Below are 15,283 nucleotides of genomic sequence, written 5' to 3'. Positions count from 1 at the left end.
CGCCGTGAACCCAGTCTCGTTAGTCAGCGTCGTCATTCCCGCCTTCAATCCACGCTTTTTCGCCCGGGCGCTGCGCAGTGCACTGGTCCAGCAATACGCCAACCTCGAAATCATTGTGTGCGACGACAGTCGCGGCGATGAGATCCGCCAGGTTGTCGAGTCGCTGACGGGCGATGCAGCGCTGCGGGTGCGATATGTACGAAACCCGCAGACCTTGGGTTTTGTCGGCAACCTGCTGGCGTGCCTGGGCGAAGCCAAAGGCGAGTACATCAAATTCCTGTGCGATGACGATCAGCTGTCGCCTGCCTGCATCGAACGTCAAGCGCAGGTGTTGGCTGAGAATGCCGACATCAATCTGGTGCTGGCTCAGCGTTTGTTCTGGGATGCTGACGATCACCCGTTGCCGTCGCGGTTGGAGAACAGCACGCTGTCGCCCGTTTGCGGAATCTTCAAGGGCGATGACCTGCTGGCGATTCTCGAGAACTTTCCGGTCAACTTTCTCGGGGGATTCAGTAATGCGCTGTTCCGCCGCGAAGACGTCCAGGAGCTGATGCCTGCCCTGACGCAACCCGGTCATTGCTTTGTTGCCTCCCTCGATTTGGCCTTGTACATCTGCCTGATGCGGCGGGGCAACATGGCGCAACTCAACTTCGTGCTGAGTGTCGAGCGTCTGCACACGCAGCGCTTGTCTCGCCAGCAAGCGATGAAAGACGCGACCGAGGTGGAAAGGCAATGGCTGGTGCAGATGCTCAAGGGGCGCGGTGGCGAAGGTGCGCCTGCGGGCGGATGGGCGCGTTACCTGCCATTGAGCCGCAACAAGGAAGAGCCGCGCGTCTGGGATGAGTTGCCCCTGGCTCGAACCCTGGGTGCCAGCCAGGCCAACCAGCAACATCGAGTGGGCATCGCCAGCGAGAGTTTTTCCCAGCTGTACGCCCAATGGCTGGCGTGCCGCACGCTCAACGACATTCAGCGACAACAATTGCCGGACACCTTGGCCGGCTGGTCGCGGCAACCGAAAATCGTCCCGATCATCATTGATGACCAGGCCAGTCGTGCCGGCCTGGACCTCACGCTTCAGAGCCTGGCCGCACAGCTTTACGCGCCGGACCTGATCCTGGTGTTGTCCAGCGCCTGCACCGAAGCGCAACTCGACGAGCGCGTGTTCAATGTGCCGTTGCAGGACGACTGGCAAGGGCAGGTCAACGGCTTGCTCGCGCAGCTTGACGGGGTTGACTGGTTCTATGTGGTGCGCGCCGGCGATCGTCTGGTGGAGCCCGCGCTGCTGCTGCTGGCCGAGCGCATCAGTGTCTCGCCGAATGCGTTGTGTCTCTATGGCGATGAAGGCGGATTGCGCGACGGTGAGTCGGAAGACCCGGTCTTCAAGCCGGATTTCAACCTGGACCTGATGCGCAGCTATCCCTACGTGGGGCGTTCGCTGGCGTTTCAGCGCGAGCGCTTCCTCGCACTCGGCGGCTTCAATCCGGGCTACGGCGAAATGGCGCCTCACGATGTGCTGTGGCGCATGGTCGAAGAAGACGGTGTCGATGTCGTCGAACATATTGCCGAGGTGCTGCTGGAGTCGACGTTCGGTCTCGCGCAGTGGCTGGCCCTGCCGGAAGTCATTGAACTCAACCCGCAGGTCGTGGAAGCGCATCTTCAGCGGTTGGGCGTTGCCCATGAGATTCGCCAGGGCAGTTACACCTCGCTCAATCGCGTCGATTACCTGCACGCAACGCGGCCGTTGGTGTCGATCATCATTGTCTGCAAGGACCAGTTAGCCGCCGTGCAGCGTTGCGTTGAAACGCTTCTCGAGCAAACCGCCTACAGCGAATACGAGTTGCTGTTGATCGACAATGGCAGCGAATCACCGCAGACCGTCGAGTGGCTCAATGGCATGGCGCAGTTGGGCAGCGACCGGTTGCGGGTGGAGGCGTTCGCGCAGCAAGGGAATGTCGCGGCAACGCGCAACTTCGCGGCGCAACAGGCTCGCGGTGAATATTTGCTGATGCTCGATCCCTATGCGGTGATCACCCGTGGCGACTGGCTGGACGAACTGCTCAATCATGCGCAACGTCCGGAAGTCGGCGTGGTCGGGGCCAAGCTGTTCAATCCTGACGGTCTGGTGGTGCATGCCGGTCTGATCCTGGGCCTGCAAGGGCCGGCTGGCTCACCGTTTTTCGGTGACCCGCTGAGCTCGGCGGGCTACATGCACCGCTTGCAGGTGGTTCAGGACATGAGCGCGGTCGGTGCCCATTGCCTGATGGTACGCAAAGAGCTATTCGTCAGTGTGGGAGGTCTGCAGGCGCAGGACTTTGCCTTGACCCTCAATGAAGTGGACCTGTGTCTGCGCATCCGTCAAAACGGCTACCTGGTGGTGTGGACACCGTATGCGCAACTGGCCCTCGGGACAGCGCCTGCGGTAGACGTGAGTGCGGCCGAGCAGGCGGTTTGCGTTCAGGAGCAGGAAACGTTTTACCACCGCTGGTTGCCCGTCATTGCCCGCGATCCGGCCTACAACCCTAACCTGATGCTGAATACCCCCGGGGGCTCCAGTTTTGGTCTGGAGCCAGGCTTGCGCACCGGGTGGAGCCCGTTTTCCGCTCGGCAAGTGCCCAAGGTCATGGCTGTGCCAATCAACGCTTCGGCGGTCGGGCATTACCGGGCGATCCAGCCGCTAATCGAGTTGGAGAAAGCCGGTCGGGCCACCGGGCGGATCTACTATGAAATGCCGTCGGTCATCGAAATCGAGCGTCAGTCGCCGGACGTCATCATTTTGCAGGGGCGCTACAGCGAGGGGCCGGTCAACGAGATCGCGGCCTTCAAGCCCTACACCAATGCGCGCCTGATTTTCGAACTGGATGACTACGTCATCAAGGCACCGAAGAAGAATCTGCACATTCGCAACATGCCGGATAACGTCGAGATGGAGCGTCTGGTCCGTCGCGCCATTGGCCTGTGCGATCGGGTGGTGGTCTCGACGCAGCCACTGGCCGACTCGTTGTCGTCCATGCACCACGACATTCGGGTGGTGCCGAACATGCTCGCCACGGACATGTGGAGCAATCTGCGCAGTCAGCGCAAGACGTCGAAAAAGCCACGGGTTGGCTGGGGCGGCGGTACCAGTCACTCGGGGGACCTGGCGATCATTGCCGACGTGGTTCGCGAACTGGCCAACGAGGTGGATTGGGTGTTCTTCGGCATGTGTCCCGAAGAGTTGATGCCTTACATGCATGAATTCCACGGGGTGATCGACCTGAGCGTCTACCCGGCGAAGCTGGCCAGTCTGAACCTGGACCTGGCGCTGGCACCGTTGGAATTCCATATCTTCAACGACTGCAAGAGCAACCTGCGCTTGCTGGAATACGGCGCATGCGGCTACCCGGTGGTCTGTACCGATACCGAGGCCTACCGGGGTTATCTGCCTTGCACTCGAGTCATCACCAACTCCACCGAAGAGTGGTTGCAAGCCATCCGCATGCACCTGAACGATCCGGATGCCAGCTACCGCATGGGCGATGAATTGCGCGAGGCCGTGCTGCGCGATTTCATGCTGCGCGGTGACAACGTGCGCTACTGGGAAAACGGCTGGCTGGCCGATTGATGCATCCCTCCAAGGTCGCCGCTGCCCAACGGTAGCGGCGGCTGCAGCGCCGCCGTTCGAGCTGGCGCGTTTCCTGCAAGTCCCCTGAAAATCGCCATAAATCTAGCATGTGCGACGCAGCCAGAAGCTGAAGGTTGCTGCCTCATGCGATTTATCCAGATGGTCGCCACGCCTTGTCAGGCTGGAGCAGGCCCTGTGACGAACAAGAGGGGAAACGATGAAGGCAGTTATTCTGGCGGGTGGTCTGGGCACGCGGATCAGCGAAGAGTCGCACCTCAAGCCCAAGCCCATGATCGAGATCGGTGGCAAGCCAATTCTCTGGCACATCATGAAGCAGTATTCCGCACACGGAATTCACGACTTCGTGATTTGCCTGGGCTACAAGGGCTACGCGATCAAGGATTTCTTCGCCAACTACTTCCTGCACACCTCTGACGTCACGTTCGACATGTGCAACAACCGCATGGACGTTCACCAGAACTACAGCGAGCCTTGGCGCGTGACCCTGATCGACACCGGCGAAGACACCATGACCGGTGGCCGCCTGCGTCGCGCCGCCCGTTACCTGGAAGGCGAGCAAGCCTTCTGCTTCACCTACGGCGACGGCGTTTCTGACCTCAATATCGGTGCGTTGGTGGACTTCCACCTGACGCACGGCAAACTCGCGACCGTGACCGCCGTGCAGCCGCCGGGTCGGTACGGTGCGCTGGAACGCGACGGTGACAGCGTCAAAGGTTTCGTGGAAAAACCACGCGGCGACGGCGGCTGGATCAATGGCGGCTTCTTCGTGCTGTCGCCGAAAGTGCTGCCGTACATCGCCGATGACCAGACGTCCTGGGAAGCCGAACCGCTCGCCGCACTGGCCAGCGAGCAACAGTTGCAAGCGTTCCAGCACGATGGCTTCTGGCACCCGATGGACACCCTGCGCGACAAAAACCACCTTGAGCACCTGTGGCAGAGCGGGGAGGCCCCATGGAAGCAATGGGACTGAGCCCGGAGTTCTGGCGCGGCAAGCGAGTCCTGCTGACCGGCCACACTGGTTTCAAAGGCAGTTGGTTGACGCTGTGGCTGCAAAGCCTGGGCGCCGAGGTCAGCGGTTTTTCGCTGGACCCTTCGACCGAGCCGAGCCTGTTCGAACTGGCACGTGTTCACGAAGGCATCAACGACCAGCGCGGCGACTTGCGCGACCTGGGCGCCTTGCTGGAATTGATCGCTGAAACCCAGCCGGAAATCGTCCTGCACCTGGCGGCCCAGCCGTTGGTGCGTGAAGGCTATCGCGACCCGTTGGGGACTTATTCCAGCAACGTGATGGGCACGCTCAACCTGCTCGAAGCGATTCGTCAGGTTGGCGGCGTGCGCGCCTGCGTGCTGGTGACCACCGACAAGGTCTACGCCAATCAGGAATGGTTGTGGCCTTACCGTGAGAACGAAGCCCTCGGCGGCCACGATCCCTACAGCAGCAGTAAAGCCTGCTGCGAATTGCTGGCGCAGTCTTACGCCGCTTCGTTCTTCCCGGCCGAGAAACATGCCGAACACGGCCTGGCCCTGGCCACGGCCCGCGCCGGCAACGTGCTGGGCGGCGGTGACTTTGCGCCGGAGCGCTTGATTCCGGATGTATTGAAAGCCTGGACCGCCGACGAGCCAGTCACCTTGCGTTACCCGCAAGCCGTGCGCCCATGGCAGCACGCACTGGAACCGCTGGCCGGTTACCTGCAACTGGCGGCCGGCCTCTACGAGCAAGGCCCGGAGTTTGCCGGCGCGTGGAACTTTGGCCCGAGCGAGGCGGACATGTGCAGCGTCGGCGAAGTGGTCGAGTTACTCGCCAATCGCTGGCCGCAAGCGCGTGGCTTGCGCATCGAACCGAGTGAATTGCATGAAGCAGGCCTGTTGCGCTTGGACAGCAGCCGCGCTCGTCAATTGCTGAACTGGCAGCCGCGCTGGTCGTTGCAACAGTGCCTGACCCAAACCCTCGATTGGCACCTGGCCTGGCAGAACGGCGACGACATGCGCGCCATCACCCTGGGTCAACTGAACCTGTACCGGGGCGCGCTGTGAGCGAATTTCTGTTGAAGCCGTTGCCGCTGGCCGGCCTGTTCAGCGTGCAACACAAACGCGTTGAAGATGACCGCGGACATTTCGCGCGACTGTTTTGCGAAGGCAGCCTGAGTGCATTTGGCCAACCCTTTCATATCCGTCAGATCAATCATTCCTGTACCCGCGAACGCGGCACCGTGCGTGGCCTGCATTATCAGGACGCCAACGCGCCGGAAGCGAAATTGATCACTTGTCTGCGCGGTGAAGTCTGGGATGTTGCAGTGGACTTGCGCCCCGACTCCGAGACCTTCCTGCACTGGCACGCCGAACACCTGCGCGCCGGCGATGGCCGCAGTCTGTTGATCCCGGCCGGGTTCGCCCATGGTTTCCAGACCCTCACCGACGACGCCGAATTGCTCTACCTGCACAGCGCGGACTACACGCCGGCGCACGAGGGTGGTTTGAGCGTCAACGATCCGCGGCTGGCCATCGCCTGGCCGCTGCCTGTCAATAATCTGTCGGCCAGGGATTCCAGCCATCCCTTGCTCGATGACCACTTCGCTGGAGTGCGAGTATGAACTGCCGTGGTTGCGGGACTTCCCTGGCCTTGCCGCTGATCGACCTCGGCACCTCGCCGCCGTCCAATGCCTACGTGCGCGCCGATCAGCTGGAGCAAGCCGAGCAATGGGTGCCGTTGAAAGTGGCGGTGTGTCAGCAATGCTGGCTGGTGCAGACCGAGGATTACACCAGCGCCGACAGCCTGTTCGACGCCGAGTACGCCTACTTCAGTTCGTTCTCCAGCACCTGGCTGGCCCACGCCGAGCGCTATGTCGCCGAAATGGCCGAGCGTTTCAGCCTGACGGCCGACAGCCGCGTGGTGGAAATCGCTGCCAACGACGGTTACCTGTTGCAGTACGTGGCCAAGCGCGGCATTCCTTGCCTGGGCGTCGAGCCCACCCGCAGCACCGCGCAAGCGGCGCGGGAAAAAGGCCTGGAGATCCGTGAGCTGTTCTTCGGTCGCGACACCGCTGCGCAATTGGTCAGCGAAGGCTGGTCGGCGGACTTGATGGCCGCCAACAACGTGCTGGCTCACGTGCCGGACATCAATGATTTTCTCGGTGGATTCGCGACCTTGCTCAAGCCGACCGGCGTGGCCACGTTCGAGTTTCCGCAACTGCTGACGCTGATGGCTGGCCAGCAATTCGACACGCTGTATCACGAGCACTATTCCTATTTGTCGCTGACCGCCGTGCAAACCTTGTGCGCGCGCAATGGCCTGGAAGTGTTCGACGTCAGCCAGTTGTCGACCCACGGCGGATCGCTGCGGGTCTTCGTGCAGCGCGCCGATGGCATTCGCCGCGACGTGCAGCCAGCGGTTGCCCGGCAGCTGCAAGCCGAGGTCAACGCCGGGGTGAAAAGCCCTGAGTACTACGCGACCCTCGCGCCGGCCGCCGAACGCATCAAGCATCAATTGCTGCGCTTCCTGTTGCAGGCCAAGGCCGACGGCAAACGCGTGGTCGGTTACGGCGCTGCCGCCAAGGGCAACACCTTGCTCAACTACGCCGGGATCAAGCCGGACCTGTTGGCCTGGGTCGCCGATGCCAACCCGCACAAGCAGGGCAAGTATCTGCCGGGCAGTCGCATCCCGATTGTGTCGCCAGCGCAGATCGATCTCGAAAAACCCGATTACGTGCTGGTCCTGCCGTGGAACCTGCTGCACGAAGTCAGTCAGCAACTGGCCCAGGTGCGTCAGTGGGATGGCCGTTTCGTGATCGCCGTGCCCGAGTTGACCGTCCTGTGAAAGTGCTGGTGACCGGTGCCACCGGGTTCGTCGGCCGCCATCTGGTCGAGGCCTTGCTTGCCCGTGGCTGCGAAGTCCGGGCCGTGGCGCGTAACGCCGAGACTGCCGCGCGACTGCCGTGGATCAATGCGGTGGAGTTCGTCGCGGCGGATATTCACGCCGCCGACCTGGACATCGTCGCGTTGACCGAAGGCGTCGATGCCCTGGCGCACCTGGCGTGGCCTGGCTTGCCGAACTATCAGGCGCTGTTTCACTTCGAGCACAACCTGATGGCCGATTACCGGTTCATCAAGGGTGCGGTCGAGGCGGGCGTGTCGCAGGTGCTGGTCACCGGGACCTGTTTCGAATACGGCCTGCAAAGCGGCCCGCTCAGCGAGCAGACCGCCGCGCAGCCAGGCAACCCCTACGGTTTGGCGAAGAACACGCTGCGGCTGTTTCTCGAAAACCTGCAGCGGGTTCAACCGTTCACCCTGCAATGGACGCGGCTGTTTTACCTGCACGGCGAGGGGCAAAACCCCAACAGTTTGTTGGCGGCGCTGGACCGGGCAATCGATGCCGGTGACACCAGTTTCAACATGTCGGCCGGCGAGCAGTTGCGTGATTATCTGGCCATCGATACCGCCGCGACTTACCTCGCCGCGATCCTGCAACAGCGCGACTTCGATGGCGTGATCAACTGCGCCAGCGGTCAGCCGATCTCGGTGCGGGCGCTGGTCGAGCAGCGGGTGCGCGAACGCGGCGCGTCGATCCATTTGAACCTGGGGCATTACCCCTACCCGACCCACGAGCCGATGGCGTTCTGGGGCGTGGCGGACCGTTTGCAACAGCTACTGGGAGCAGAGCATGAGGCATGAGTTGTATCGGGTCGCCGACCTGCCGGTATTGCAGAACCGAACCTTCGCCGATCCGGCGTCGGCCAGGGCTTCGGCGTGCGCGGACATGGTGCTGGTGCAGGATGAACAGAGCGGGTTGATCTTCAACCAGGCCTTCGATGCCGACAAGCTCAGCTACGACGCCGATTACCAGAACGAGCAAGCGCATTCCGGCCAGTTCCAGAAACACCTGGGCGACGTCGAAGGCATCATTGCCCGTCATTTCAAGGGTCAGGAACTGATCGAAGTCGGCTGCGGCAAGGGCTACTTTCTTGAGCTGCTCAAGGGCCTGGGCTACGCCATCACCGGCATCGACCCAGCCTATGAAGGCGACAACGCTGACGTGATCAAGGCGCCGTTCACCCGTGGCCTGGGCCTGGCGGCCGACGCCATCGTGCTGCGCCATGTGCTGGAACACATTCAGGACCCGGTGAGTTTTCTCGCCGAGATGGCCGACGCCAATCAGGGCGGGCAGATCTACATCGAGGTGCCGTGCTTCGACTGGATCCTCGAGCACCGCGCCTGGTTCGACCTGTTCTACGAGCACGTCAATTATTTCCGCCTCGATGACCTGCGCCGGATGTTCGGCACCGTGCACGAGGCCGGTCACCTGTTCGGTGGCCAATACCTGTACATCGTTGCGGACCTGGCCACGTTGCGCCTGACGCCCGAGCAACCGGTGCCGCGCCTGGCGTTGCCACAGGGTTTCACCAGCAGCCTGGAGCGCGCGGTACAGATTATTCAAGCCGCACCCGAACAAGGTTCGGCGATCTGGGGCGCGTCGTCCAAAGGCGTGATCTATTCGCTGTTCCTGCAACGGGCCGGTGTGGCGGTGGATCGCGTGGTGGATATCAACCCGGCCAAACAGGGGCGCTTCCTGCCCCTGAGCGGCGTGCGCGTGTCCTCGCCACAAGAAGCCATGGACGCCTTGCCCGAAGGCGCCAACCTGTTTGTGATGAATTCCAACTACCTCGAAGAAATCAAGCGGATGACCGGTGGACGCTACGTCTATCACGCCGTCGACAGCGCTTCGTTCCAGTGACTATTGAGATTAGAAAAATGACCGACAACACCATCAATAAAGCATTCGAAGCCCAATGCCAGGCAGAAATCGCGGCCCAGGGCGATGATCAGAAACTCACGGGCCTGGCCCAGGACTTCTTCAACGAGTCGGCCAAGCACAAGTACAGCTACCACTTTTCGTGGATGGGTCGTCCGATCATCCAGCTGCCGCAAGACATGATGGCGATGCAGGAAATCATCTGGCAGGTCAAACCCGACCTGGTGATCGAATGCGGCATCGCCCACGGCGGTTCGATCATCTACTACGCCTCGCTGCTGGAGCTGCAAGGCCACGGTGAAGTGCTCGGCATCGACCTCGACATTCGCCCGCACAACCGCGAAGCCATCGAGAGCCATCCGATGAGCAAGCGCATCAAGATGATCGAAGGTTCGAGCATTGATGCCGACATCGCCGGCCAGGTCCGTGCGGCCGCCGAAGGCAAGAAAGTCATCCTGGTGCTGGACTCCAACCACACCCACGACCACGTGCTCGAAGAGCTGCGCCTCTACGCACCACTGGTGTCGGTGGACAGCTACTGCGTGGTCATGGACACCGTGGTTGAAGACATGCCGGCCGATTTCTTCCCGGACCGTCCTTGGGGCCCGGGCGACAACCCGAAGACCGCCGTGTGGAAATACCTCGAAGAGAACGCTGACTTCGAGATCGATCGTCAGTTGCAGAACAAGCTGCTGATCACTGTGGCGCCGGACGGCTACCTGCGTCGCGTTCGCTAAGCAACGACATCATTGTTGAGTTCATCGGGCGAAATGCCGGTTGTGGGGAAGAAAATGCAAGGCAATTACGGTTCTGAAAGCGGATTACCACTGAACGAGTTGTTGACGGTGGTGATGGTCACCCATAACCGTCCGGCCTTTGCGCGCCGGGCAATCAAGTTTTACAGCACCTTGCCTTGCAGGATCCTGTTGCTGGATTCCTCGACCCAGGTCACCGACGGCATCGACGGCGTTTACCCCTCGGTCGATTACCGCCATGTGCCGCAGTTCGGCTACCAGGGCCTGCGGGCCAAGCTGGACTACGGCGTGAAGGAGGTGACCACGCCGTACATGGTGTTCGCCGCCGACGATGACTTCATTCTGCATGACGGGATCAAGTCTGCGGTCTCGTTCCTGGAAGACAATGCCGATTACGGCATGTGCCACGGCTACTGCCTGATGTACCTGACCCTGGCCAGCAGCGTGAGCTACTACCGCCGGGACAAGAAAGTCTGTGAAGACTATTCGTCGGAGCGTGCTCAGGACCGGGTCATCGATTTCATGCAGCAGTACATTCCGCCGTTCTACGCGGTTCACCGCGTCGAGCTGCTGCGCGACTGGTACGCGACCATGCCGGAGAACATCAGCTTCGAATGGCAGGAAATCGGCCACGCGTACTACATGCTGGCACGGTCCAAGGCCCGCATGCTGCCGATCCCGTACGTGGTGCGCGAGGTCAACTACATGGTCTCGGAGCACAAGACCGAGGTCTACACCACCCTGGCCGCCAACGACGCGAAATCGGTGGCAGAGCGCGAAGCGTTCGCCGAGCTGCTGTCGACCTTGCCACGCGAGCACACCGGTCTCGACCCGGCGCAGGGCAAGCAGTTGGCGCTGGAGAGTTTCGACGCCATGGCGGACTGCCTGCGCACCGGGCGCTCGCTGACCTCCGAACCGATTATCGAGTCGCGCTGGACCAACGTGCAGAAGGGGCCGGAACGTCGGTTTGGGCTGTTTCAGTACGTCGAGTTGCCTTACTACAACCAGCCGTTCTTCGATCTGTTGAGCGAGATCGAGTTTCTGCTGCACGCCATGCCGGCCGGCCGCGTTCAGCTGCAGGGGCTTGAAGGGATCTGGGCTGATCAGGAAAACATGATGCGCCCGCGCAACAACGACACCGCCGAAAGCGTGGTCGATCGGTTGTGGCATGCGTATGACGCGGGGCCTTTCAACCGCCAGGTGGTCAAGCGCCTGGTGCAGCAGTTGGAGCTTCTGGGCGAAGAGGAACCGGCGCGGGACATGCGCGCCTGGTCCGAGCGCTTGAATGCGGTATCGACACAAGGCAACGAAGAGGCGTTCGGTGCCATGCGCTCCGGCCGCCTGCTCAATTGGTTGGCGGCGCGTGCCCCTGATGCTGACGAAGTGGCGGCGACGTCGCGCTATCTGGCCGAGCACCGTGGCGGCCCGCAATTCGGCATTCTGGTGCTGGACCTCGACAACGACGCCGCCAAGTTGCAAATTACCCTCGACAGCTTGCTGGAAGGTCGCAACCACGCCTTCAAGATCGTGGTGTTCACCACGGGCGAACCGCTGGCGGCAACGACCGAGCACAACACGCTGCACTTTGTGCGCGTGACGCTGGCCAACCATGTCGACAAGCTCAACCAGGTGGTCCGTCAATCGGCGTGCGACTGGATGATTTTGACCGAGGCAGGTGACGAGTTCACCGCTGGCGGCCTGTTGCGCGCCGGTCTGGAACTGCTGGCCGCGCCGGAATGCCGCGCGGTGGCGTCGGACGAAATCCATCGCGACGCCCATGGCGCGCTGGTGGATGTATTCCGTCCTGGCTTCAACCTCGATCTGCTGCAAAGCCTGCCCGCGCTGATGGCGCGTCACTGGCTGATCCGCAAGGACGTGTTGCTGGCCGCCGGCGGTTATCAGGCCGACTTCAGCAAAGCGCTGGAATTCGACGTGCTGCTGCGCATCATCGAAGAGGGCGGCCTGGCCTGGCTGGCTCATCTGGACGAACCGCTGATGATCGCCCGCACGCCAGTGCTGGAAGACAATGCCCACGAACGTCAGGCCCTGGTCCGACACCTCGCTACCCGTGGCTACAAGGCGCAAGTCAGCTCGGAAGAGCCGGGCACTTACCGCATTGACTACCGTCATGCTGAACGTCCGCTGGTGTCGATCATCGTCCCGAGCCAGGACAACCTGGAGTCGTTGCAGCGTTGCCTGACCGGCATCTTGCAACGCACCCGCTACACCCGTTACGAAATAGTGATCGCCGACAACGCTAGCCAGTCCCCAGAGCTGCTGCAGTGGCTGGACGGTCTCGGCCAGCCGGGCGACCGCGTCCGCGTGCTGCGCTCCCATGAGCGTCTCAGCGAGTCGGCGCTGTTCAACGAAGCCAGTCGACAAGCCGAGGGTGAATACCTGGTGCTGCTGGCGGCGGACGGCGAAGTGGTCAACCCGAACTGGCTCGAATCCCTGCTCAACCAGGCCCAGCGCCCGGAAGTCGGCGTGGTCGGCACCAAGTTGCAGGACCACGACGGCAACGTGACCCAGGCCGGCCTGATCCTGGGCATGAACGACGGTGTCGGTTCGGCCTTTGTCGGCGAGAAGAAAGATGCCAAGGGCTACCTGAATCGTCTGGTGCTGGAGCAGAACTATTCGGCCGTTTCCGCCGTATGCCTGATGATCCGCAAAGCTTTGTTCGATGAAGTGGGCGGTCTGGACGAGGCTGCGTTCGCCGAGGCTTTCGCCGATGTCGACCTGTGCCTCAAGGCCGGGCAGGCGGGCTATCTGGTGGTGTGGACACCGCAAGTCCAGGTCATTCACCCGGGCACCTTGCCTGATGCGCCACAAGCCCTTCAGGCCTTGCGTGAAAAGTGGGCGGACGCGTTCCAGCATGACCTGGCGTACAACAAAAACCTCGCCCTGACCGGCAAGGGTTTCACCCTTGGCAACAACTCCAGTGTGAACTGGGCGCGGTTGCTGGCTTAAGTCTGGTGCACAGGTAAAAGGATTCGCGGCATGTTCAACGGTAAATCGATTTTCATATCCGGCGGCACCGGCTCGTTCGGGCGCAACTTCATCCGCCGGTTGCTGGAGCAATACCAGCCCAAGCGCGTGGTGGTGTTTTCGCGCGATGAGCTCAAGCAATACGAAATGCAGCAGACGTTCAACGCGCCGTGCATGCGTTACTTCCTGGGCGACGTGCGCGATGGCGAGCGTTTGCGTCAGGCCATGCGCGGCATCGACTACGTGGTGCACGCCGCCGCCCTCAAGCAAGTGCCGGCGGCGGAGTACAACCCCACAGAATGCATTCGCACCAACGTCAACGGCGCGGAAAATATCATTGCCGCCGCCATCGACAACGGCGTGAAGCAAGTCGTCGCGCTGTCCACCGACAAGGCGGCCAGCCCGATCAACCTGTACGGCGCGACCAAACTGCTGTCGGACAAACTGTTCGTGGCGGCCAACAACATTGCCGGCGAACAGCAGACTCGCTTTGCCGTGGTGCGCTACGGCAACGTGGCCGGCTCGCGCGGCTCAGTCGTGCCGTTTTTCAGCAAGCTGATCGCCGAAGGCGCGCAAGAGCTGCCGATCACCGATGAGCGCATGACGCGCTTCTGGATCACCCTCGATCACGGCGTGCAGTTCGTGCTCGACAGCTTCGCCCGCATGCATGGCGGCGAAGTGTTCGTGCCGAAGATTCCGTCGATTCGCGTCGTCGATCTGGCTCGGGGCATGGCCGAGCACCTGCCGCACAAAAACGTCGGCATTCGTCCGGGCGAAAAACTCCATGAACTGATGGTGCCGCTGGACGATGCCCGCATGACCCTGGAGTTCGCCGACCACTACACGATCCAGCCGTCGATTCGCTTCACCAGCGTCGATGTGGATTTTGCCGTGGACAAACTGGGCGAGCGGGGCCGGCCAGTGAGCGAAGATTTCGAGTACCGCTCCGACACCAACCCGCACTTCCTCTCGGTGGGCCAGATCGCTGACCTGCACGCGGAGCTGTCGGCATGATTCCCTATGGTCGGCAAAGTCTCGATCAGGCAGACATCGATGCGGTTGTCGCCGTGTTGCAGTCCGACTGGCTGACACAAGGGCCGACCATCGAGCGATTCGAGCAGGCCATGGCCGAACGGTGCCAGGCCCGTCACGCGGTGGCCGTGTGCAACGCCACTGCGGCGCTGCACATCGCCTGCCTGGCGGCGGGGCTCGGGCCGGGCGACCGGCTGTGGACCACGCCCAACACCTTCCTGGCATCGGCCAATTGCGGTCGCTACTGCGGGGCCGAGGTCGACTTCGTCGACATCGATCCGCTGACCTGGAATCTGGACGCCCATGGGCTGGCGGCAAAACTTGAACAGGCCGAGCGCGACGGCACCTTGCCCAAGGTGCTGGTGGCGGTGGCGTTCTCCGGCCAGAGTTGCGACTTGCGCATGATCGCCGGGCTGGCGGAGCGTTATGGCTTTACCGTGATCGAAGACGCCTCCCATGCGGTCGGCGCGAGCTACGCCGGGCGTCCTGTGGGTTGCGGTGAGTTCGCGGCGATGACGGTGTTCAGTTTCCACCCGGTGAAGATCATCACCACCGCCGAGGGCGGCATGGTCCTGACCAACCGCCCGGAGCTGGCCGAGCGTTTGCAGCGCCTGCGCAGCCACGGCATGACCCGCGATCCGCGACAGATGACCGAAGCCAGTCACGGCCCTTGGTATTACCAGCAAGTAGAGCTGGGCTTCAATTACCGAATCACTGATCTGCAGGCCGCCCTCGGCCTGTCGCAGTTGAGCAAGCTGGACGGTTTTATCGAACGTCGACGGGAACTGGCGGCGCGTTATGCGCGGTTGCTCGCCGACCTGCCCCTGACGTTGCCCTGTGCGCAACCCGAGGCTGAGTCGGCGTGGCACCTGTACGTGGTGCGGTTGCAGACGGACCGGATCAGCCTCAGCCATCGACAGGTGTTCGAAGGCTTGCGGGCTGCCGGCGTCGGTGTAAACCTGCATTACATCCCGGTGCATTTGCAGCCGTACTATCGCGACCTGGGTTTCGCCGGGGGCGATTTTCCGCAGGCCGAACGTTACTACGCCGAGGCGATCAGCCTGCCGCTGTTCCCCTTGCTGAGCGATGAACAACAGGACTACGTGGTCGAGCATTTGCGGCGGCTGGTCCTTGAGGAGTAAG

General features: G+C 62.0%; 11 protein-coding genes. All 11 read left to right on the top strand.

Going from position 1 to position 15,283, the window contains the following annotated elements:
* Positions 1-4: 4 nt before the first annotated feature.
* The 11 genes from EJA72_RS23400 (at position 5) to pseC (ending at position 15,282) form a co-directional block, all read left to right on the top strand.
* Positions 5-3,601, top strand: a complete 3,597-nt coding sequence (locus EJA72_RS23400; protein ID WP_178129545.1) for a glycosyltransferase — start codon at positions 5-7, stop codon at positions 3,599-3,601.
* 217 nt (positions 3,602-3,818) lie between these two features.
* Positions 3,819-4,592 carry a glucose-1-phosphate cytidylyltransferase gene (gene rfbF, locus EJA72_RS23395; RefSeq protein WP_157714218.1) on the top strand — a complete coding sequence of 258 codons (774 nt, stop codon included), beginning with the start codon at positions 3,819-3,821 and terminating at the stop codon, positions 4,590-4,592.
* A complete protein-coding gene (rfbG, locus tag EJA72_RS23390; protein ID WP_157714216.1) occupies positions 4,574-5,656 on the top strand; it encodes a CDP-glucose 4,6-dehydratase in 1,083 nt (360 codons plus the stop codon). Before rfbF ends, rfbG begins: the two co-directional genes overlap by 19 nt.
* On the top strand, positions 5,653-6,213 hold the full coding sequence (locus EJA72_RS23385; RefSeq protein WP_178129544.1) for a dTDP-4-dehydrorhamnose 3,5-epimerase: 561 nt from the start codon (positions 5,653-5,655) through the stop codon (positions 6,211-6,213). The genes rfbG and EJA72_RS23385 overlap by 4 nt, the downstream gene beginning before the upstream one ends.
* Positions 6,210-7,436 (top strand): class I SAM-dependent methyltransferase, encoded by a 1,227-nt coding sequence (locus tag EJA72_RS23380; protein ID WP_157714214.1) that lies wholly within the window; start codon positions 6,210-6,212, stop codon positions 7,434-7,436. The genes EJA72_RS23385 and EJA72_RS23380 overlap by 4 nt, the downstream gene beginning before the upstream one ends.
* Entirely contained in the window at positions 7,433-8,290 is an 858-nt protein-coding gene (locus tag EJA72_RS23375; RefSeq protein ID WP_178129547.1) for an NAD(P)-dependent oxidoreductase, read from the top strand. The genes EJA72_RS23380 and EJA72_RS23375 overlap by 4 nt, the downstream gene beginning before the upstream one ends.
* Positions 8,280-9,350, top strand: coding sequence for a class I SAM-dependent methyltransferase (locus EJA72_RS23370; RefSeq protein ID WP_157714212.1), 1,071 nt, complete (start codon positions 8,280-8,282; stop codon positions 9,348-9,350). The genes EJA72_RS23375 and EJA72_RS23370 overlap by 11 nt, the downstream gene beginning before the upstream one ends.
* 17 nt (positions 9,351-9,367) lie before the next feature.
* Positions 9,368-10,105: a cephalosporin hydroxylase family protein gene (locus EJA72_RS23365; RefSeq protein WP_157714210.1), complete on the top strand. Its 738-nt coding sequence runs from the start codon at positions 9,368-9,370 to the stop codon at positions 10,103-10,105.
* A 54-nt stretch (positions 10,106-10,159) separates the two neighbouring features.
* A complete protein-coding gene (locus tag EJA72_RS23360) occupies positions 10,160-13,090 on the top strand; it encodes a TIGR00180 family glycosyltransferase (RefSeq protein WP_157714208.1) in 2,931 nt (976 codons plus the stop codon).
* A gap of 30 nt (positions 13,091-13,120) precedes the next feature.
* Positions 13,121-14,122, top strand: a complete 1,002-nt coding sequence (gene pseB, locus EJA72_RS23355) for a UDP-N-acetylglucosamine 4,6-dehydratase (inverting) (RefSeq protein ID WP_157714206.1) — start codon at positions 13,121-13,123, stop codon at positions 14,120-14,122.
* Positions 14,119-15,282, top strand: coding sequence for a UDP-4-amino-4,6-dideoxy-N-acetyl-beta-L-altrosamine transaminase (gene pseC, locus EJA72_RS23350; protein ID WP_157714204.1), 1,164 nt, complete (start codon positions 14,119-14,121; stop codon positions 15,280-15,282). Before pseB ends, pseC begins: the two co-directional genes overlap by 4 nt.
* The last annotated feature ends 1 nt before the right edge of the window (position 15,283 follow it).

This window comes from Pseudomonas sp. PB120 (assembly GCF_009761815.1).
In the GTDB taxonomy this organism is placed as follows: Bacteria; Pseudomonadota; Gammaproteobacteria; order Pseudomonadales; family Pseudomonadaceae; genus Aquipseudomonas.
Note: the sequence above shows the minus strand (reverse complement) of the source record. Positions and strands in the feature narration are given on the sequence as shown.